The sequence below is a fragment of the Blastococcus capsensis genome, assembly GCF_030165005.1.
In the GTDB taxonomy this organism is placed as follows: Bacteria; Actinomycetota; Actinomycetes; order Mycobacteriales; family Geodermatophilaceae; genus Blastococcus; species Blastococcus capsensis.
This window is the reverse complement of record NZ_JASNNW010000018.1, coordinates 1-20,020: the sequence shown is the minus strand read 5'-3', so window position 1 is coordinate 20,020 and position 20,020 is coordinate 1. Positions and strand designations below refer to the sequence as shown.

20 protein-coding genes are annotated in these 20,020 nt (G+C 72.3%); 6 read left to right on the top strand and 14 right to left on the bottom strand.

All coding sequences use genetic code 11. The features are described from left to right. Positions 1-113: 113 nt before the first annotated feature. Both QOZ86_RS15140 and QOZ86_RS15135 read left to right on the top strand, forming a co-directional pair. Positions 114-1,127, top strand: a complete 1,014-nt coding sequence (locus QOZ86_RS15140; protein ID WP_284492808.1) for a PfkB family carbohydrate kinase — start codon at positions 114-116, stop codon at positions 1,125-1,127. Continuing rightward, complete coding sequence (locus tag QOZ86_RS15135; protein WP_284492807.1) at positions 1,124-1,618, top strand: GNAT family N-acetyltransferase; 495 nt, start codon at positions 1,124-1,126, stop codon at positions 1,616-1,618. The genes QOZ86_RS15140 and QOZ86_RS15135 overlap by 4 nt, the downstream gene beginning before the upstream one ends. 30 nt (positions 1,619-1,648) lie before the next feature. Here the strand turns inward: QOZ86_RS15135 and QOZ86_RS21250 are convergent, their stop codons facing one another. The 7 genes from QOZ86_RS21250 to nthA all read right to left on the bottom strand — a co-directional run bounded on the left by QOZ86_RS21250 (position 1,649) and on the right by nthA (position 9,309). Further along, on the bottom strand, positions 1,649-2,500 hold the full coding sequence (locus QOZ86_RS21250) for a helix-turn-helix domain-containing protein (RefSeq protein WP_284492806.1): 852 nt from the start codon (positions 2,498-2,500) through the stop codon (positions 1,649-1,651). 6 nt (positions 2,501-2,506) lie between these two features. Continuing rightward, on the bottom strand, positions 2,507-3,169 hold the full coding sequence (gene pgsA / locus QOZ86_RS15125; protein WP_284492805.1) for a CDP-diacylglycerol--glycerol-3-phosphate 3-phosphatidyltransferase: 663 nt from the start codon (positions 3,167-3,169) through the stop codon (positions 2,507-2,509). A 5-nt stretch (positions 3,170-3,174) separates the two neighbouring features. After that, entirely contained in the window at positions 3,175-4,641 is a 1,467-nt protein-coding gene (locus QOZ86_RS15120; RefSeq protein WP_284492804.1) for a MiaB/RimO family radical SAM methylthiotransferase, read from the bottom strand. A 135-nt stretch (positions 4,642-4,776) separates the two neighbouring features. Then, complete coding sequence (locus QOZ86_RS15115; RefSeq protein WP_284492803.1) at positions 4,777-7,290, bottom strand: FtsK/SpoIIIE family DNA translocase; 2,514 nt, start codon at positions 7,288-7,290, stop codon at positions 4,777-4,779. A 380-nt stretch (positions 7,291-7,670) separates the two neighbouring features. Continuing rightward, positions 7,671-8,033, bottom strand: coding sequence for a nitrile hydratase accessory protein (locus tag QOZ86_RS15110; RefSeq protein WP_284492802.1), 363 nt, complete (start codon positions 8,031-8,033; stop codon positions 7,671-7,673). After that, positions 8,033-8,665 carry a nitrile hydratase subunit beta gene (gene nthB / locus QOZ86_RS15105; RefSeq protein WP_284492801.1) on the bottom strand — a complete coding sequence of 211 codons (633 nt, stop codon included), beginning with the start codon at positions 8,663-8,665 and terminating at the stop codon, positions 8,033-8,035. The genes QOZ86_RS15110 and nthB overlap by 1 nt, the downstream gene beginning before the upstream one ends. Continuing rightward, complete coding sequence (nthA, locus tag QOZ86_RS15100) at positions 8,662-9,309, bottom strand: nitrile hydratase subunit alpha (RefSeq protein WP_284492800.1); 648 nt, start codon at positions 9,307-9,309, stop codon at positions 8,662-8,664. The genes nthB and nthA overlap by 4 nt, the downstream gene beginning before the upstream one ends. Positions 9,310-9,648: 339 nt before the next feature. Between nthA and QOZ86_RS15095 the strand changes: the two genes are divergently transcribed. Next, positions 9,649-11,586, top strand: coding sequence for a S9 family peptidase (locus QOZ86_RS15095; protein WP_284492799.1), 1,938 nt, complete (start codon positions 9,649-9,651; stop codon positions 11,584-11,586). Positions 11,587-11,713: 127 nt separating this feature from the next. On the opposite strand, the gene QOZ86_RS15090 is transcribed toward QOZ86_RS15095, so the two are convergent. From QOZ86_RS15090 to thyX, 5 genes are all read right to left on the bottom strand, one after another. Beyond that, entirely contained in the window at positions 11,714-13,414 is a 1,701-nt protein-coding gene (locus tag QOZ86_RS15090) for a ribonuclease J (RefSeq protein ID WP_284492798.1), read from the bottom strand. Between the two features lie 14 nt (positions 13,415-13,428). Next, positions 13,429-14,325 carry a 4-hydroxy-tetrahydrodipicolinate synthase gene (dapA, locus tag QOZ86_RS15085; protein ID WP_284492797.1) on the bottom strand — a complete coding sequence of 299 codons (897 nt, stop codon included), beginning with the start codon at positions 14,323-14,325 and terminating at the stop codon, positions 13,429-13,431. Next, a complete protein-coding gene (locus tag QOZ86_RS15080) occupies positions 14,322-14,855 on the bottom strand; it encodes a dihydrofolate reductase (protein ID WP_284492796.1) in 534 nt (177 codons plus the stop codon). The genes dapA and QOZ86_RS15080 overlap by 4 nt, the downstream gene beginning before the upstream one ends. Before the next feature lie 73 nt (positions 14,856-14,928). Beyond that, complete coding sequence (locus QOZ86_RS15075) at positions 14,929-15,735, bottom strand: thymidylate synthase (protein ID WP_348637982.1); 807 nt, start codon at positions 15,733-15,735, stop codon at positions 14,929-14,931. Positions 15,736-15,812: 77 nt separating this feature from the next. Next, positions 15,813-16,565: an FAD-dependent thymidylate synthase gene (thyX, locus tag QOZ86_RS15070; protein WP_284492795.1), complete on the bottom strand. Its 753-nt coding sequence runs from the start codon at positions 16,563-16,565 to the stop codon at positions 15,813-15,815. Positions 16,566-16,604: 39 nt separating this feature from the next. Between thyX and QOZ86_RS15065 the strand changes: the two genes are divergently transcribed. Beyond that, complete coding sequence (locus QOZ86_RS15065) at positions 16,605-17,036, top strand: YkvA family protein (RefSeq protein ID WP_284492794.1); 432 nt, start codon at positions 16,605-16,607, stop codon at positions 17,034-17,036. On the opposite strand, the gene QOZ86_RS15060 is transcribed toward QOZ86_RS15065, so the two are convergent. Continuing rightward, positions 16,999-18,222 (bottom strand): winged helix-turn-helix domain-containing protein, encoded by a 1,224-nt coding sequence (locus QOZ86_RS15060; protein WP_284492793.1) that lies wholly within the window; start codon positions 18,220-18,222, stop codon positions 16,999-17,001. The genes QOZ86_RS15065 and QOZ86_RS15060 overlap by 38 nt on opposite strands. 65 nt (positions 18,223-18,287) lie before the next feature. Here QOZ86_RS15060 and QOZ86_RS15055 point away from each other — a divergent pair, with 65 nt between their 5' ends. Together QOZ86_RS15055 and QOZ86_RS15050 are read left to right on the top strand one after the other, a co-directional pair. After that, positions 18,288-18,857, top strand: coding sequence for a GNAT family N-acetyltransferase (locus tag QOZ86_RS15055; RefSeq protein ID WP_284492792.1), 570 nt, complete (start codon positions 18,288-18,290; stop codon positions 18,855-18,857). Next, complete coding sequence (locus QOZ86_RS15050; protein ID WP_284492791.1) at positions 18,854-19,546, top strand: DUF2461 domain-containing protein; 693 nt, start codon at positions 18,854-18,856, stop codon at positions 19,544-19,546. Before QOZ86_RS15055 ends, QOZ86_RS15050 begins: the two co-directional genes overlap by 4 nt. Here the strand turns inward: QOZ86_RS15050 and QOZ86_RS15045 are convergent. Next, on the bottom strand, positions 19,520-20,020 hold a 501-nt coding region (locus tag QOZ86_RS15045; protein WP_284492790.1), incomplete at its 5' end, for an IS1634 family transposase. The genes QOZ86_RS15050 and QOZ86_RS15045 overlap by 27 nt on opposite strands.

Genomic DNA, 20,020 nt, shown 5'->3' with positions numbered 1-20,020 from the left:
GCTCCGGCGCACAGCCGGCCCGGCAATGCTCGTCACCAGGCATCGTCCCAGGTGATCGCCCCCCGGAGCCAACGCGGGCGTCCTTGCGGGCGAGCGCGGCTAGGGTTCGAGGCGTGCAGACCCCTGCTCGGACCCTCTGCGTCCTCGGCGAGCTGGTCGTCGACCTGCTGCCCGTGCCGGAGGCCGGCGTGGGACCGGAGGGCACGTCACCGCACTACGTCGCCCGGCCCGGGGGCAACGCGCTCAACGTCGCCGTCGCCGCCGGCCGGCTGGGTGCGCCGGTGCGGCTGCTGGCCCGGCTCGGCACCGGCCCGCTGGCCGGCCACCTGCGGCGGCACGCCGAGCTCGCAGGTGTCGACACCGCCGGGTTCGTCGACGCCGGGGAGCCGGTCAGCCTCGCCGTCGTCGGCCTCGGCCCGGACGGCAGCCCGGACTACGGCTTCCACGTGGTCGGCGCGGCCGACTGGCAGTGGACCGACGAGGAGCTGGACCGAGTCCTCCCGGACGAGGTGGGGGCCCTGCACGTCGGCTCCATCTCCAGCTGGACGGAGCCGGGCAGCGCCGCCATCGCCCGCCTCGTCCCGCGGCTGGCCGGCACCGCGCTGATCAGCGTCGACCCCAACATCCGGCCGATGCTCGCCGACGGCCCGGTCGGGGCCTCCCTCGGCAACGACCGTCCGGCGGTCACCCGCCGCCTCATCGAGCTCGTCGCCCACGCCGACCTCGTCAAGGTGAGCGCCGAAGACCTCGCCTGGCTGGAGCCGGAGACCACGGACTTGGACGAGGCCGCTCGCCGCTGGGCGGAGCGGGGACCGGCGCTGGTGGTGCTCACCGATGGCGGTGCACCACTGCGGATCGCCCGTCCCGGCCGGCCCCTGCTGCACCGGGAGAGCCCGCGTGTCGACGTCGTCGACACCGTCGGCGCCGGCGACTCGCTCGCCGCGGGCCTGCTCACCGGGCTGCTCGCCGTGGGCGTCGCCGACCGCACGTCGCTGGAGCGCCTCCCCGACGACGAACTGCTCGCCCTGGTGGACGACGCGGCGCTCGTCGCGGCACTGAACTGCACCCGGGTGGGCGCCGATCCCCCGACGCGCGACGAGCTGAGCGCCGCCCGGGCCCACCGGTGACCGACGACGGTCTCCGGCTGGTCGGCTTGGAGGAGCTCTCCGCCGGCGCGCTGCTCGGCCGGCTGCTCGCCCGCCAGGCCGAGTTCTGGGCCGGCTCGCCGCTCGGCGACGTCGCGATCACCGCGCTGCACGACCCGGTCTTCTTCCACCAGCTCGGCGGGTTCGGTGCGCTCGCCCTCACCGCGGACGGCGAGGACGCGGGTTACCTGCTGGGCGTCGTGAGCGCCGACCGCCTCGGCGTCGTGCAAGCGGTCGCCGTCCATCCCGCCCACCGCGGCCGTGGGATCGCGAGCCGGCTGCTGGAGCGTTTCGCCGGCCTGGCCGCCGGCGTGGGCGCCCGCGTCGTCCAGGGCGTGGCGCTCCCCGGTGATCCGGCTGCCGCGGCGCTCGCCGCGCGGTTCGACGCGCACGTGGCGCCGTCGCCCGGCCACGCCGGTCCGGGCGCCGACCGGGTGGTCGTCACACGCGTCCTGCCCCTGCACCGAGGCTGATCGCAGCCAGCCGGTGCGGTGTACGCCTGCTCAGGCGGCGAGCGACACCGTGTCGCGCGACCGCGACGTACGTCCCTGCTGGCCCGCGCCCACGAGGGCGAGAGCCGGCTCCGCACCGGCGTCGGTCTGCTGCGACGCAGCCGTCTCGGCGGCCGGCGTCTCGGAGGACGCACCCAACGGGCGGACCTCGGCGCCGGCGGTCGCGCCGCGCAGCTCCAGGCTCACCTCGGCCAGCAGGTCGGCCAGCTCGAGCTCCAGGGCATCGCAGATGGAGGCCAGCAGCTCCGAGGATGCTTCCTTCTGCCCACGCTCCACCTCGGAGAGGTATCCCAGGCTGACCCGGGCGGCGCCGGAGACGTCGCGCAACGTGCGGTGCTGACGCAGCCGGTGGCCGCGCAGGGTGTTCCCGAGCTGGGTGCGCAGCAGCATCATGGCCGTCTCCTGTCCTGCGAGCGGGGAAGCGGCGGTGCCATCGAGCACCGTGCGCTCACGGTACGCGGCGCCCGCACCGGTAGCCTGCCGACGGGCCCGAGTCCGCTCATGGCGTAACGCCGGCCCCCGGCCCGGCGTTCCCGCACCCGGGCTCGCGCAGCCGGTCGACGAGCACCGCCGGCGGATGCCCTCGGCCAGGGCCCGGGCCGTCCGGGGGCTGACCGGACCGTGGGCTGCGAGCAGGTCCTCCGGCACGTCCGCGAGGGTGGCCTTGAGGTCGGTGGCGTAGACGACGGCGCCGCCACGGAACGTGGCGCTGACGCCGGGCACGGCGGCCGAGGTGGCGCAGAACAGCCCGGCGGTGAGCGACTCGGCGGCCGCCACCGTCTCGGCGCGGGCGAGCAGCGCGCGGTGCACGTCCCCGGCGAGCGCCTCGGACGTAGGGCTCACGGAGGGTCAGGCGGCCCGGTCGGTCCGGGAACCGGTGCTGGTACCCGCGGCGCGACGTGCGGCGGCGGCACGCATGGCCCGGGCGCTGGTCTGACGCAGCGTCACGGCACGGTACACGTAGTCCAGACCCGACAGCACGGTCAGCAGCACGGCCGCGGCCATCACCCACCACCGCGTGGTGGCCAGCGCCCCGGTCAGCGGCAGGATGTAGAGGGCGATCGCGAGGGACTGCGCCACGGTCTTGGCCTTGCCGCCACGGCTGGCCGCGATGACCCCGTGCCGGATGACCCAGAACCGCAGGATGGTGACGCCGACCTCCCGGGCCAGGATCACCGCCGTCACCCACCAGGGCAGGAAGGCCAGGATCGACAGGCCGATGAGCGCGGTCCCGGTGAGCGCCTTGTCGGCGATCGGGTCGGCCAGCTTGCCGAACTCGGTCACCTGGCCGGTGCGCCGTGCGATGAGCCCGTCGTACCGATCGGTGATGATCGCCAGGCCGAACACCAGCGTCGCCCAGTAGCGCCCGGTGTCGTCGAGGCCGTGGTCCTGCAGCAGCAGTACGGCGAACAGCGGCACGAGTGCGAGCCGCAGGACGGTGAGCGCGTTGGGCAGGTTGACCAGCCTGACCGACTGTGGCGGCGTCGCGACGGGTTCGGCGGCATCGGTCATGGCGGTCACCGCCCCGCCGGGGCGGCGACGGGCACGAGCGCGCGGGCGACGAGGTCGACGCCCTCGGTGTCGACGACCTCCGCGGCGACCAGCCGGCCGGCCACCGCATCGGCCGGTACCCCGGTGACGGTGGTGGTGCCGTCGGCGTCGGGATCCTGGTGAGCGGCGTGCCCGAGCCACGTCCCGGGCCCGTCGGTGCCCGACAGGTCCTCGGTGAGCAGGACCTCGACCCGCTCGCCGATCCGGTCCTCGGCCCGCTGGGCGGTGAGCTCCTCGACCAGGTCGGTGATCCGCCGCACGCGAGCGTCGATCTCGTGCTGCGCGAGCTTGCCGTCCAGCCGCATCGCCTCGGTGCCCTCCTCGTCGGAGTAGCCGAACACACCGACCGCGTCCAGGCGGCCCTCGGTGAGGAAGCGCTCGAGTTCAGCGACGTCGTCCTCGGTCTCCCCGGGGAAACCGAGGATGACGTTGGTGCGGAAGCCTGCGCCCGGTGCCAGGCTACGGGCCCGTTCGATGGTGCGCAGGAAGTCATCGGTGCCGCCGAACCGCCGCATCCGGCGCAGCAGCGTCGGGGAGGAGTGCTGGAACGACAGGTCGAAGTACGGAGCTATGACTCTCCCGTGGCCCCCCGCGCCGGCGATGACCTCCAGCAGCCCGGGACGGAGCTCGGCCGGCTGCAGGTAGGCCACGCGGACGCGGTCGATCCCCTCCACGGCGGCCAGCTGCGGCAGCAGCTTCTCCAGCGAGCGAAGGTCGCCGAGGTCCTTGCCGTACGACGTGGAGTTCTCGCTGACCAGCACCAGCTCGCGGACGCCCTGCGAGGCGAGCCAGGCGGCCTCGGACAGCACCTCGGCGGGCGGGCGGGAGACGAAGGCGCCCCGGAAGACCGGGATCGCACAAAAAGCGCAGCGCCGGTCGCAGCCAGAGGCGAGCTTGAGCGCCGCCGTCGGGCCCGAAGTCAGCCGGCGCCGGCGGAGCCAGTCGTGTCCCGGGATGACCGGCGCGCTGTCCTCGACTCGCCCTCCGGCGCCGGCGAGGACGGCGGAGCGCTGGACCGGGCTGATCGGCAGCAGGGTGCGGCGGTCACGAGGGGTGTGCGGTACGAGGGGGCGGCCGGACAGGACGTCGTCGAGCCGCTCCCCGATCGCGGCGTAGTCGTCGAAGCCGAGCACGGTGGCCTCCGGCAGCGCCCCGGCCAGCTCGGAGCCGTATCGCTCGGCCATGCAGCCGACGGCCACGACGGAGGCGCCGGAGTCGGTGGCGGCCAGGATCGCGTCGACCGAGTCCTTCTTCGCCGTCTCGATGAAGCCGCAGGTGTTGACCAGGACGGCATCGGCGCCGTCGGCGTCCTCGACGAGCTCGTAGCCCTCGGCGGCCAGCCGGCCGGCCAGTTCCTCGGAGTCGACCTCGTTGCGGGCACATCCGAGCGTCACCACGGCCACGGTCCGGGCAGGGCGGTGCGTGGCTGTCACCGGGCCATCGTAGTCGCCGGACCGGCGGTTCCCACCTCCCGACGGAGTGATCCCGCCCGTAGCCGTGTCAGCCCTCGCCGCCGCGGATGGTGAGCCCGGCGACGACCTCGCCACCTCGCGCGGCCGTCAGCGCGATCAGCCCTCGCCGCCGCGGATGGTGAACAGCGTGGCCTCGAGCTCGTCCGGCTTGATCAGCACGTCGCGGGCCTTGGAGCCCTCGGAGGGCCCGACGATGCCGCGGCTCTCCATGAGGTCCATGAGCCGGCCGGCCTTGGCGAAACCGACCCGCAGCTTGCGCTGCAGCATCGACGTCGACCCGAACTGGCTGGTGACGATCAGCTCCACAGCTTGCAGCAGCAGGTCGAGGTCGCCGCCGATGTCCTCGTCGATCTCCTTCTTCTCGGCGCTGGCGCCGGCGGAGAAGACCTCCTCGCGGTACTCCGGCTCGGCCTGCCGCTTGCTGAACTCGACGACCGCCTCGATCTCGGCGTCGGACACGAAGGCGCCCTGGACGCGCATCGGCTTTCCCGCACCGATGGGCATGAACAGTGCGTCGCCCATGCCGATGAGCTTTTCCGCACCGGGCTGGTCGAGGATGACCCGGCTGTCGGTGAGGCTCGAGGTGGAGAACGCCAGCCGGGAGGGCACGTTCGCCTTGATGAGGCCGGTGACGACGTCGACCGACGGGCGCTGCGTGGCCAGGATCAGGTGGATGCCGGCGGCACGGGCCTTCTGGGTGATCCGCACGATGTGTTCCTCGACGTCGCGCGGAGCCACCATCATGAGGTCGGCGAGCTCGTCGACGATCGCGAGGATGTAGGGGTAACGGCGGTAGACCCGCTCGCTGCCGGGCGGAACCGTGATCTCGCCCTTGTCGACCTTGCGGTTGAAGTCGTCGATGTGCCGGACTCCGGTGGACTTCATGTCCTGGTAGCGCTGCTCCATCTCCTCGACCAGCCAGGCCAGCGCGGTGGCGGCCTTCTTGGGGTCGGTGATGATCGGCGTGATCAGGTGCGGGATGCCGTCGTAGGGCGTCAGCTCGACCATCTTCGGGTCGACCAGGATCATCCGCAGCTGGTCGGGCGTGGCCCGGAGCAGCAGCGAGGTCAATATCGAGTTGACGCAGCTGGACTTGCCGGCGCCGGTGGCACCGGCGACTAGCAGGTGCGGCATCTTCGCCAGGTTGGCGCAGACGAACCCGCCCTCGATGTCTTTGCCCAGGCCGACCAGCATCGGGTGCGGGTCCTGCTTGGCCGCCTGCGAACGCAGGACGTCGCCCAGGCTCACCTTCTCGCGGTCGGTGTTGGGCACCTCGATGCCGACGGCGGACTTGCCGGGGATCGGCGCGAGGATGCGGATGTTGTCGTTGGCCACCGCGTAGGCCATGTTGCGGGTCAGCGCGGTGATCTTCTCGACCTTCACGCCCTGGCCGAGCTCGACCTCGTAGCGGGTGACCGTCGGGCCGCGGGTGAACCCGGTGACGGCGGCGTCGATGTTGAACTGCTCCAGCACACCGCTGATCGCCTCGATGGCGACGTCGTTGGCCTTGGAACGGGCCCGCGGCGGGTCGCCGGGACGCAGGGTGGACAGCGCCGGCAGCACGTAGTCGCCCTCGACCGGCTGGATGGACAGCTGCTCCGGCTCGGTGATCGGCGGCAGGTCCTCCGGCGGAGAGGTGCGGTCCACGATCGGCGGCCGGGCGGCCGGAACAGGCGGCGGCGAGGCGAGGACCGTGTGCTCCGGGTCGGTGGTGCGAGTGGCCTCGGGCGCCTCGGCGTAGGCGCCGTGGTCGATCGGGCCGGTGGTGAGCAGGTCCTCGGACAGCGACTTCCGGCGGGATCGGCGGCCGACCGGCGCCTCCTCGGGCTCCTCCTCGTCGTCGTAGGCGTCGTAATCGCCCTCGTCGTACTCCTCGCGGCCGAGCAGCCGGTCGGTGAACTCGCGCAGCCGCTCGGGGATCTGGTGCACCGGGGTGGCGGTGATGACCAGCAACCCGAAGAAGGCCAGCAGCGTGAGGAGGACGATGGTGACCACGGCGCCGAGCCCCGCGACCAGCGGAGTGCCGACGGCCCATCCGACGAGCCCACCGGAACCCGGCCGTCCCTTCTGCGGGTCGGCCGCCGTGCCGACGATGTGCGCGATGCCCAGCACCGAGGCCACGGTGCACAGCCAGCCGATGGCCAGCCGCCCGCGGGCCTCGGGCCGGGGCCCGCGACGCAGCAGCCGCAGCGACGCGAAGAAGAGGACGACCGGCAGCACCATCACCAGCGAGCCGACGACCCAGCGCACGCCGTCGGTCAGCCCGGCCCCGACCGGTCCGATGCCGTTGCTCCAGGCGGCCGCACCGAGGACGATCGCCAGGCCGAGGACGGCGAGGCCGACGCCGTCGCGCCGGTGTTCGGGCGCGAGCGGCTCGGCCTCGGCCGGGCGGGCCACCGAGCGGGCGAGGCCACCGGCGCCGCGAGCGAGCAGGTTCCAGCCGCCGCTGGCGATCCGCCAGAGGCTCGGGCCGGCGGAGGCCTGTTTCTTGGCGGGCGGACGACGGTTGGGCGCCCGCTTGCTGGGGGGCCGCTTCTTGCTGGCCGCCGTCGAACCCGATCGGCTGCGGGTGGCGGCCGGCCGGCGGGTCGACGTGGTGCGGGCAGGCATGCGTCAGACCGTAAGCCCGAGCCGGGTCGTCGCCGGGCAGGCCGGCCGTCGTGTCCCGCACCGGGTGTCGCTCTTCCTCACCCGGGGCTTCCACGCTGAGGCGCGCCATGACCGGTTGTTGATCGACGGAGTAGTGCTTCCGACGAGCGAGGAGTGGCTTGCCGGGAGTTCCTCGGTCGCCGATCGAGGAGCCCCTTCCGCGTGGAGAGGCGCAGCCCGTCTCGTTCCCGGGTCCAGGTCGTCACGGCCGACGTGTCGGCGGCCGGTCAGGCCGGCGGTGTGCTGCTGACCCGACACCGTGGCCACTGTCAGCCTGGACCCGACGCCCGGCTTCTCGGCAGAGCTCGAGCGCATCGAGTCCTTGTCGACACCCAGGTCCATCAGAGCTCGATCGGCATCCCGTGCGGCGTGCGGGCCGCGGCCTCATGCCAGGCCCGAGTCCCGTGCTCGATGTCCTTCTCGGTCGCTATCCCGTGCGTCCGCAGCATCTCTGCCAGAGCGTCGGCCCAGCGCTCGTAGTAGTCGCTGCCGTCGGGCATGCCGTCGGACACGTGTCGCCCCAGAGCCCGAGCCCACTCCCGCCAGGTGAAGAGGCCCCTCTCGTTCAGGCTCACGGTCATCGCGAAGAGCTGCGCCTGCCAGGGAGCGGCGAAGACCTGTTCGCTGCTGGGCGGTGGTAGCGGCAGCTCACCACCGCCGGCTGCGGCGATCTGCGCCAGCGTCTCAGCGGCAGTTGCATCCATCAGGCCGCCTCCAGGTACGGCTCCCAGGCGTCGATCGAAACAGTGACGGTCGGGTCGGCGCCGTCGCCCCAGAGTTCACGTGCGCTGAAGTCGACGGTGTACAGCCACTCGGGCGCATGGTTCGACTCCTGGCCAAGTGGCACAGCATTGCGATCGGGGTAGACGTGGGCTCCGCGGATCGCGATCACAGTGCCGACATGGCCTCGCGCATAGCGGGGCAGGCGCGTGTGTCCGCGTGGGTTGATGTTGCGGGCACGCACCCGTTGACCCGGTTGGAAGATCGGCTCGGTGGTGATGGGGCGTTCGTAGCTGGAGCGCGAGGAGAACATCCCTATGAGCTCCTCGGCGGTGCGCGCCCTCAGGCCTTCGCGGTTCGGTAGACCAAGCCTGCGAACAGCGTTCTCCAACGCGAGGAACCAGATGCGGTAATAGCTGCTGGACAGGTACTCGGCCGGGGGTAGGGACTCGCGCTCGTGCCGCATCTGGTCGATGTTCCACAGCCCGAGTGCGCCTGTTGCGAGCGTGATGGCGAAGGATCGCCTCTCCCACTCCGCGTGGAAGGGTGGCTCGTCGGTCTCGGGGAGAACCGGTCCGAACCCCTGCATGCCGCCCACGTCGTGCACGCCGTTCATCGGGCGGTGTCCGTGGGTGCCTGGATCAGCCCGGTGCCGATCATGCTGTCACGGGTGACGAGCTCGGCGAGTTGTTCCTCGCTCATGCCGCTCGTTCCTTCGGGGCGCATGGGAACGACGAGGTAGCGCACCTCCGCCGTCGAGTCCCAGACCTTTATCTCGGTGTCTTCGGGAAGCGAGACGCCGAAATCGGCCAGCACCCCGCGCGGGTCGATCACTACCTTCGAACGGTAGGACGGCGACTTGTACCAGACCGGCGGGAGACCCAGCACCGGCCATGGGTAGCAGGAACACAGCGTGCACACCACCATGTTGTGGCGCTGCGAGGTGTTCTCGAGGGCGACCATGTGCTCACCCTGGCGCCCCACGTGCCCCAGCGATTCGATGGCAGCATCTGCGTCCTCGAAGAGCCACCGCCGATACTCGGGGTCTGTCCATGCCTTGGCGACGACCAGGGCGCCGTTGTGCGGCCCCACTTCTTTCTCGTAGCGCTCCACCACGGCACTCAGGCCGGCTTGGTCCACCAGACCCTTCTCGGTCAGCAGAGTCTCGAGCGCGCGAACCCTCGCGTCCATCTCGGAGAGTTCGCTGTACTCAGGATGGTCGTGCTCGTGCTCGTGCTCGTGCTTGTCGTCGTACCCCATGGACAGTCAGGGACGCAGAGACCGCGCGGCGGCCTGCTTCCCATCCCCCCTTCGATTCGCACGTACGGTCTGCCCGCATACGGCTTACCGCCGGTCTTGCGCCGCCACGTGACGCGCTGACTCGGGCCGGGTGGCGCTACGGCCCGCGATCCCACTCCCTCGACAGAGGCTTGTGACACCCGGTTCGGCCCGCCATCTCCCGACGACGAACCGGAGCCTGTTACCGGGCGCTCCGGTGCCTACCCGGACAGGATGGCCACCTGCTGCCCTGGGACAGCCGGCAGGAACCATGGATCCACGCTACTAGCCGGATCTCTCGTCCGGGCTAACGTCACGGGCATGAGCTCCTCGCTCCCGTTCGGCAGCTGGCCCACCGCGATCACCTCCGAACTGGTCGTCCGCACCGCGGCGCGGTTGGGCGAGGTCCTGGTGGACGGCGAGGACGTCTGGTGGTCCGAGGCACGCCCCGACGAGGGCGGCCGGTCGGTGATCGTGCGACGGGCATCCGACGGCACGGTGGCCGACGTACTGCCCGTGCCCTGGAACGCCCGCACCCGCGTGCACGAGTACGGCGGCGGCGCGTGGACGGTGTCCGGCGGCGTCCTGTGGTTCACCGAGTTCTCCGACCAGCGGCTGTACCGACTGGACCCGGGGGCCGATGACCCCGTGGCCGTCACCGCGGAGCCCGAGGTGCCGGCCGGCGTCCGGTACGCCGACCTGCAGGTGACCGGCGACGACGTGCTCGCCGTCCGGGAGACGCATCCCGCCTCCGGCGCCGCCGCCGGCGTCGTGAACGAGATCGTGCGGGTGCGTCCGGATGGCGGCACCGACGTCCTGGTGACCGGACCCGACTTCGTCTCGGACCCGCGCCCGGGGCCGGACGGCGCGCTGGCCTGGCTGCAGTGGGACCACCCGGCGATGCCGTGGGACGCCGCGCAGCTGGTCGTTCGGTCGGGTGACGGTAACGAGATCGTCGTGGCCGGCGGCCCAGGCGAGTCGGTGGTGCAGCCGACGTGGGGCCTGGACGGCTCCCTCTGGTTCCTCTGCGACCGCACCGACGTCTGGTCGCTCTACCGCCGGCGTCCCGGCGGCGGCGAGGCCGAGCTGGTGCTGGACGTCGGCAGCGACATCGCCGGCCCGCAGTGGGTGTTCGGGCAGCGGCGGTTCAGCCTGCTCGCCGACGGGAGCGTCGCCCTGGCCTACGGGCGGGACGGCGCCGACCGGCTCGCAGTCCTCTCCCCCGGGAGTGAGCCGCGGGAGCTCGACCTGCCCTACGCGTCGTTCCTGTACGTGGGCGCGCAGGGCACCCGGGCGGTCTGCGCGGCAGGGGGGCCGGCGGCCGAGCGGGTGGTCCTCGCGGTCGACTACGGCAGCGGAGCGACGGAGGTGCTGCGGCCGGCGCGCGACCTCGGCCTGGACCCGGCGCGGTTCTCCCGGCCGGAGTTCCTCACCTTCCCGACCCCCGACGACGGCACCGGCATCGACGTCGCCCACGCCGTGGTCTATCCGCCGGCCAACCCGGACACCCATGCGCCTGACGGCGAGCTGCCGCCGCTGGTGGTCATGGTCCACGGCGGGCCGACGTCCAGCCACGACCGCGTGCTCAACCTGGAGATCCAGTACTTCGCCTCCCGCGGCTTCTGCGTCGCGCACGTCGACTACCGCGGCTCGACCGGCTACGGCCGCCGTTACCGCGACGCGCTGCAGGGACGGTGGGGCGTGGTCGACCTCGACGACGTCGTCGCGTGCGCCCGCTTCCTCGCCGACGCCGGGCGAGTGGATCCGGCCCGCATGGCGATCCGCGGCGGCTCGGCCGGCGGCTACACCGTGCTGGCCGCACTCTCCATGCGGCCGGGCGTCTTCACCGCCGGCGCCAGCCACTTCGGCGTCGCCGACCTCGCGGCCCTGGCTGCCGAGACGCACAAGTTCGAGTCGCGCTACCTCGACGGGCTGGTCGCACCGTGGCCCGAGGGCGCCGACGTCTACGCCGAGCGGTCACCGATCAACCACGTCGACACCCTCGACACCCCCCTGGCGGTCTTCCAGGGCGAGGAGGACGCCGTCGTCCCGGCCTCGCAGGCGGAAGCCATCGTGGCGGCCCTGCGGACGAGGGGCGTGCCGCACGCCTACCTGCTGTTCCCCGGCGAGCAGCACGGCTTCCGCAAGGCGGAGAACATTCGCGCGGCGCTGGACGGGGAGCTGAGTTTCTACGCCCAGGTCTGGGGCTTCGACCTGCCGCCCGAGGAAGGTATCGAGCCGATCCCCATCACCCGGTGACCCGGCCGGGGTGGGGCTCCCCCCGCCGTCCTGGCTCACCGTTCCGGGTCCTGGGTCAGCACCGACCGTGGGCCAGGACCCAAGGTGATCACTGTCACCTGATCAACAAGGAGCAGCTGCGGCCGCGTCAGACCTCGAGGACCGTTGGGATGATCATCGGGCGACGGCGGTGCTTGTCCGACACCCACTTGCCCACGGTCCGCCGGATGATCTGGGAGAGCCGGTGCGCGTCGACGCCGTCGTCGGACAGCGCTCGCTTGAGGTTGTCCTCGACCAGCTTCAGCACCTCGTCGAACGCCGACGGGTCGTCGGAGAACCCCTTGGTCGACAGGTGCACCGGGCGGACGATCGTCCCGGTCGAGGGCTCGATGACCACGGTGAGGGCGACGAAGCCCTCGTCGCCGAGGATCCGTCGCGCCTGCAGCGCCTCCTCGCCGACGTCGCCGACGTTCAGCCCGTCGACGTACACGTTGCCGATGGGGACAGAGCCGACGATCGTCGCCTTGCCGTCGACGAGGTCGACGACGACGCCGTCCTCGGCCAGGAGGATGCGGTCGGTGGCCATGCCGGTCTCCTCGGCGAGCTTGGCGTGCGCCCGCAGGTGCCGCCACTCCCCGTGCACCGGCATCAGGTAGCGCGGCTTGGCGACGTTGAGCAGCGTGCGCAGCTCACCGGCCGGCGCGTGCCCGGAGACGTGCACCCGCGCGGTCTCCTTGTGCACCACGGTCGCGCCCAGCCGGGCCAGGCCGTTGATGACCTTGTAGACGGCCGTCTCGTTCCCGGGTACCAGGGACGAGGCGAGGACGACGGTGTCGCCGGATTCGATGGTCACCTGGTGGTGGTCGCCCCGCGCCATGCGGCCCAGTGCCGACAGCGGCTCGCCCTGGGAGCCGGTGCTGACCAGCACCACCTGCTCGGGCGGCATCTTGGCGGCGTCGTCCAGGGAGACCATCAGCCCGGGCGCCACGCTCAGCAGGCCCAGGTCGCGGGCCACCCCCATGTTGCGCACCATCGAGCGGCCCACGAGGGCGACCTTCCGGCCGTGCTTGTCCGCGCAGTCGAGCACCTGCTGGATGCGGTGCACGTGGCTGGCGAAGCTGGAGACGATCAGCCGCTGCGAGGCGCGGGCGAAGACGTCGTCGAGCACCGGGCCGATCGACCGCTCGGGGGTGACGAACCCCGGCACCTCGGCGTTGGTGGAGTCGGCCATCAGCAGGTCGATGCCCTCGACACCGAGCCGGGCGAACGCACCCAGGTCGGTGAGGACGCCGTCGAGTGGCAACTGGTCCATCTTGAAGTCGCCGGTGTGCACGAGCAGACCGGCCGGGGTGTGCACGGCAACGGCGAGGGCGTCGGGGATCGAGTGGTTCACCGAGATGAACTCGCAGTGGAACGGCCCCGCCAGGTGGTCGTCCCCGGCAGCCACCTCGACCAGCGTCGCGTCCAGCCGGTGCTCGCGGAGCTTGGCCGCGACCAGCGCGAGGGTGAACCGCGAGCCGACCAGCGGGATGTCCTCCCGAAGCCGCAGCAGGTACGGGATCGCCCCGATGTGGTCCTCGTGCCCGTGTGTGAGGACGACGGCGACGATGTCGTCGAGGCGGTGCTCGATGACGCCGAAGTCGGGCAGGATCAGATCGATGCCGGGCTGCTCGGCCTCCGGGAAGAGGACGCCGCAGTCGATGACGAGCAAGGAGCCGTCGAACTCGAGCACGGCCATGTTGCGGCCGATCTCGCCGAGACCGCCCAGCGCCATGACGCGCAGGCCCCCCTCGGGGAGGGGCGGGGGTGCCTTGAGGTCCAGATGGGGCTGGGTGACCTGACCACTCACGACGTCGTCGCCTCTCAGAGCTGGACCCCGCCGGCGGCGAGGTCGGCGCGCAGCTGCGCGATCTGTTCGGGGGTGGCGTCGACCAGCGGCGGGCGCACGGGACCGGCCGGAAGGCCGAGCTCGTTGAGCGCCGCCTTGGTGAGGATGACCCCCTGGGTGCGGAAGATGCCGGTGTAGACCGGCAGCAGGCTCTGGTTGATGGACCGGGCGGTGTCCAGGTCGCCGCTCTCCACGGCCGAGATCATCTCGGCCAGCCGGGGGCCGACCACGTGGCTGACGACGCTGACCACACCGACACCGCCCAGGGCGAGGATCGGCAAGGTGAGCATGTCCTCGCCGCTGTAGTAGGCGAGGTCGGTGCGGGCCAGCGTCCACGCGATGGCACCCATGTCCGCCTTGGCGTCCTTGACCGCGACGATGCGTGGGTGCTCGGCCGCCCGCACGAGCGTCTCCACCTCGATCGGCACCACCGAGCGCGGCGGGATGTCATACAGCATCACCGGCAGATCGGTGCTGTCGGCGATCGAGGTGAAGTGCCGGAGCAGTCCGGCCTGCGGGGGGTTGTTGTAGTACGGGGTGACGACCAGCAGTCCGTCGACGCCCAGCCGTTCGGCCGACCGCGCCTTCTCGATGGAGTGCGCGGTGTCGTTGGTCCCGACGCCGGCGACGACGGTGGCACGATCGCCCACGGCGTCGAGGACGGCCTCCAGCACGGCGTGCTGCTCGGCGTCGCTGATCGTCGGCGACTCCCCGGTCGTGCCGAAGACGACCAGCCCGTCGCTGCCGCCCCGCTCGACCAGGTGCGCGGCCAGCTGCTGCGCGCCGGCCAGGTCGATCGAGCCGTCCTCGGCGAGCGGGGTGATCATCGCCGTCAGGACGCGCCCGAACGGCCGGGCAGGGTCGGTGCTCATGACGTGGAATCTACCGAGCCCCGGGACACGGCCCGGTCGCGCCCGGGGCGCGCGTACTCCGACACCGCAAAGGGCAGTCCCGCCGAGGCGGACACCGACCAGCCCTCGGCGGGCGTCCGCGACGAACGGGTCCAGCCGACGAGGTCCGGCGCCCAGGTGTCCCCCGCGAGGTCGGCGTCCACGTCGGTGACCACCACGCGGTCCGCGTGCGGCAGGAAAGCCGCGTAGACCACTCCCCCGCCGATCACCCAGAACGACTGGTGCTCGCCCAGGACCTGCTCGACGGAGTTCGCGGACCGTGCGCCGTCGGCGGACCACGCGCGGTCGGTCGTCAGCACGACGTTGTGCCGGCCGGGCAGCGGGCGGAAGCGGTCAGGCAGCGACTCCCACGTCCGCCGTCCCATCACGACCGTCGAGCCGGTGGTCAGCCGCCGGAACAGGGCCAGGTCCTCGGGGAGGTGCCAGGGCAGGCCGCCCTCTGCGCCGATGACGCCGCCACGGGCCTGCGCCCAGATCAGCGCGACCGTCACGTGTCCGCCTCGCTGGCGATCGTCGGGCCCGCTCCGGACCGTGCTGCGCCCATCGGTGACCTCGCAAGCTCGGTCACACTGCCACGGCTGCCCGGATCGCGGGGTGGTGCCGGTAGTCGCGCAGCGTGACGTGCCCGTAGGTGTAGTCGAACAATGACGGGGCGTCTGCCAGCTCCAGCGTCGGGAACGGCCGCACGTCGCGGGACAGCTGCTCGGTCACCTGGTCGACGTGGTTGTTGTAGATGTGGCAGTCACCGCCCACCCAGATGAAATCGCCCGGCACCAGGCCCACCTGGGCGGCGACCATGCGGGTGAGCAGCGCGTAGCTGGCGATGTTGAACGGCACCCCGAGGAACATGTCGGCGCTGCGCTGGTACAGCTGGCAGGAGAGCTTGCCGTCGGCCACGTAGAACTGGAAGAAGGCATGGCAGGGCGCCAGAGCCATGTCGGGCAAGGCTGCAACGTTCCACGCCGAGACGATCATCCGGCGGGAGTCGGGGTCGGTCCGCAGCGTCTCGAGCAGGTTCGCGATCTGGTCGACCTGCTGCCCGTCCGGGGTGGGCCAGGACCGCCACTGCACGCCGTACACCGGCCCGAGCTCGCCGTCGGGGGAGGCCCACTCGTCCCAGATGGTGACGCCGTTCTCCTGCAGCCAGCCGATGTTGCTGTCGCCCCGCAGGAACCACAGCAGCTCCACGGCGACCGACTTGAAGTGCACCTTCTTCGTCGTCACCAAGGGGAAGCTCTCGGACAGGTCGTACCGGAGCCGCTCGCCGAACAGGCTGACCGTGCCGGTACCCGTGCGGTCCTCCTTCGGGGTCCCATGCTCCAGGATCCGCCGCAGGAGGTCCTCGTACTGGGTGTCGATCGGGGCTGCCACGGGTCCGAGACTACGGCCGGCCACCGACGCTCCGTGAGGCCAGCGGCTGACGTGCCAGGAGGTGCCGGCGAGGCGTATCAGCCTTCGGCGACGAAGGGGCTGGCAGCGACCTCGGTGCCGTCGGCCAAGGCGCTGATCCGGAAGTCGCCGAAGACGTTGCCGGCGATCCGCTGCAGCTCGCGCAGGCAGGCGATCGCGAGCTCACGGATCTCGACGTCGGCGTGCTCGCTCGCCCGCATGGCGACGAAGTGCCGCCACGCCCGGTAGTTGCCGGTGACGACGATCCGCGTCTCGGTGGCGTTGGGCAGCACCGCGCGCGCGGCCTGACGGGCCTGCTTCCGGCGCAGCGTGGCATTCGGGACGTCGGCGAACCGCTCCTCCAGCCGCTCGAGGAGCGCGCGGTACGCCGCCAGCGACGCCTCGGTGGCGGCGCGGAACTGCTCGTGCAGCTCGGGGTCCCCGGCGATGACGGCCGGCTCGACGACCGCCGCGTCGCCCTCGGGGACGTAGCGCTGCGAGAGCTGGCTGTAGGAGAAGTGCCGGTGCCGGACCAGCTCGTGGGTCAGCGACCGGGAGACGCCGGTGAGGTACATGCTGACCGTGCCGTGCTCGAGCACCGAGAGGTGGCCGACCTCGAGGATGTGCCGGAGGTAACCGGCGTTGGTCGCCGTCGCCGGGTTCGGCTTCTCCCACGACTGGTAGCAGGCCCGGCCGGCGAACTCGGCGAGCGCCTGGCCGCCGTCGGCGTCGGTCTCCCACGGCACGTCCGCCGGTGGGGTGAACCGGGTCTGCGCGATGACCTGGACCCGGAGCGGCACGATCTGGGGCACGGCCCGAGCGTACGGCCGCGGGCCCGGCACACTGGCGGTGTGGACTGGCTGCGCCTGCTGATCGCCGTCGCCGGCGGGCTGCTGATCGTGTGGCTGCTGCTGCTCGCCGTCCTCTGGCGCACCCGCCCCGACGGGCTCACCGTGCGCGACGGCCTGCGCCTGCTGCCCGACGTCGTCCGGCTCGTGCGCCGCCTGGCCGCCGACCGGTCGCTCCCGCGGCGACTGCGGATCCGGCTGTGGGTGCTGCTGGCCTACCTGCTCTCGCCGGTCGACCTGGTCCCCGACGTGGTCCCGGTGCTCGGTTACGCCGACGACGTGGTGGTCGTCGCCTGGGCGTTGCGGTCCGTGGTGCGCGGCGCCGGCGACGAGGCGCTCGCGCGGCACTGGCCGGGCGAGCCGGCCGGGCTGGCGGTCGTGCTCCGGCTGGCCGGGCTCACGCCGGGGACGACGGGATCCGCAGCGCGCGACTGAGCTCGGGCCACAGGTCGCCCCGCTCGACGACGGCGACGTCGCCCAGCCCCGTCCAGCCGGCCAGCAGCCGCAGCTCGTCGGCCAGCGCGCCGGCGACGGCAGCACGGTCGGTCCGTTCCTCGGCGTGCGCGGCCTGCACCCGCAGCACGCCTGCCTGCCGGTCCGCCTTGAGGTCGACGCGGGCGACGAGCTGGTCGCCGAGCAGGAACGGCAGGACGTAGTAGCCGTGCACCCGCTTGACCGCCGGCGTGTAGATCTCCAGGCGGTACCGAAAGCCGAAGATGCGCTCCACACGCGGACGTTCCCAGACGAGGGAGTCGAAAGGGCTCAGGAGGGCCCGTGCGCGGATCCACCGGGGACGCCGGGCCGCCGGGTCCAGCCACGCCGGGCGGCCCCAGCCCACCACCTCCACCGGCTGGAGCTCACCGGCATCGGCGAGCTCGGCGATCGCCGTCCGCGCGTCGGCCGGGCCGAGCCGGAAATAGTCACGCAGGTCGGTCTCGGTGGCCACACCCAGTGCGCGGGCGGCGGCGCGGACCAGCTCCCGGATGGCGTCGGCACGGTCCGGGGTGGGCGCGGCCAGGATCTCGGCGGGCAACACGCGCTCGGGCAGGTCGTAGACCCGCTCGAAGCCCGCCGTCCGGGCGGTCGAGGTCAGCGCACCGGTGAAGAACAGGTACTCCAGGGCGGCCTTGCCTGCGTGCCAGTTCCACATGCTGCCTGGCCGGTCGGGCCGCTCCTCCTGCAGCTGGCTGGCCCGGAGAGGCCCGTCGGAGCGGATCCGATCGAGCAGCGCGGCGACGTACTCCGGGCGCTCCCGATGGACCCGGATCATCGAGCCCCATGCCTCCTGGTCCGCAGCGGCCATGCGCCAGCGCAGGTACGGGTGCAGCCGCACCGGGAGGAAGGACGCCTCGTGCGCCCAGTACTCGAACAGCTCGTGCCGCCGGTTGGACAGCGCATCGAGCGCCGGCCGGGGGTAGGGGCCGAGGCGGCTGAAGGCGGGGAGGTAGTGCGACCGGGAGAGCACGTTGACCGAGTCGATCTGCACCACCGAGACCCGGTCGGTGAGCCGACGCAGCTGCCGCGTGCCGACCGCGGTGGCCGGTCGCGGGTCGGCGAAGCCCTGCGCGGCGAGGGCGATGCGCCGGGCCAGTGCGGCGGGCAGCCGTTCGACAGCGGTCACGTCGTCCGATCCTGCCTGCCGGGTACGACCTCCGCGGCCGGGAGCTGCGGACATACGCTGCCCGGGTGACCTCCCTCCCGCCCTTCCCGCGCCTCACGGGATCGGCGGACGTCTCCGTCCGCCCCGCCCGTCCGGGCGACGCCCCGGCGATCGCCCGGGTCCAGGCGACGACGTGGCGCACGGCGTACCGCGCCGTACTGCCCGCCGCGGTCCTCGACCAGTGGGACGACGACGCCGTCACCGCGTCCTGGCGCGAGGCGATCACGGCTCCCCCGACGCCGCGCCACCGCGTCCTGGTCGCCGTGGAGCGCGACCAGGTGGTCGGCTTCGCCGCCGTCGCCCCGGTCGCCGACGACCCGGAGGCCGCGGAACTGGGCCCCCTGCTGGTCGAGCCCCGGTGGGGACGCCGGGGGCACGGCAGCCGGCTGCTGGCCGCCGTCGCCGATCTGGCGGCGGGCGACGGCGTGCAGCGGATCCAGATGTGGCTCCCGGAATCAGATCGGGTCTCCGCGGGCTTCCTCGAATCGGCCGGCTGGGCGGCCGACGGCTGGGCCCGGACGCTCGAGACGGGCGACGCGCCCCTGCGGGAACTGCGCCGGTACACGACGATCGACGGGACGGGTGCGGACCGATGAGCTTCGGCGGCTTCCCCGACGAGGGGCTGGTCTTCTACGAGGGCCTCGAGGCCGACAACAGCAAGACCTACTGGACGGCGCACCGGACGGCCTACGAGGCGCACGTTCGCGCCCCCATGACGGCACTTCTCGAGGAACTGGCCCCGGAATTCGCCCCGGCGAAGGTCTTCCGCCCCTACCGCGACGTGCGCTTCAGCAACGACAAGACGCCCTACAAGACCCACCAAGGTGCCGTGGTGACGCCGGAGGGACGCGGAGCAGGCTCCTGGTACGTCCAGATCTCCGCCGACGCGCTGATGGTCGCCGGAGGGAGCTGGCGCCTGGAGTCCGACCAGGTGGCGCGGTACCGACGCGCAGTGGCCGACGACGTGCAGGGTCCGCGACTGGAGGCCGAGATCGGTCGCCTCCGCGCCGGCGGCTGGACCATCGAGGGTGACCGTCTGGTCCGGGTACCGGCCGGCTTCTCCACCGACGACGATCGCACCGACCTGCTGAAGCACAAGTCGCTGCACGCCACCCGGCGCTGGACGCCAGAGGGCTGGTTGCACACGCCGGCAGTTCTGACCCGCGTCCAGGCTTCGTGGCGGGATCTGGCCACGCTGAACAACTGGCTCGCCGACAACGTGGGCGCCACGACGAAAGACCCGACTTTGATCATTTGCTTAGTGCGTGACTTCCGCCTGCAGTAGCGCATCGAGGATGGCCCGCTGAGCTGCGGGAACGGCGGGGTGGAACGTCTGGGTGGCGCCGTTGATCGCGACCGTGGCCGAGCGCAGCGGCCGCAGCTGGCGGATCACGTTGCCGATCGCCAGGCCGGTGCGGTTCTGGACCTCACGGGCCACGGCCAGGGCGGTGAACACGACGGTGAGGTGGGCCTCGATGGCGTCGCGGGTGTGGTGGAACATCGGTCTGGCCCGCAGATCGGTCTTGCTCATCCGGAAGGACTGCTCGACCCGCCACAGGTCGTGGTAGCTGCCGATCACCTCGGTCGCGGGCATGAGGTTGGCGGGGATGTTGGTGACGTAGCCCTTCAGCCCGACCAGGCTCTGCGCCCTGGCCAGCGCCTTCTCATCCAGGGATCGGGCGCCGTTGCTGGTCTTGACGAACCGCGGCGTGCGGGCCGCGCGTTCGCCGGCGACGACCTCCCGTGCCCGGGCCTCCTG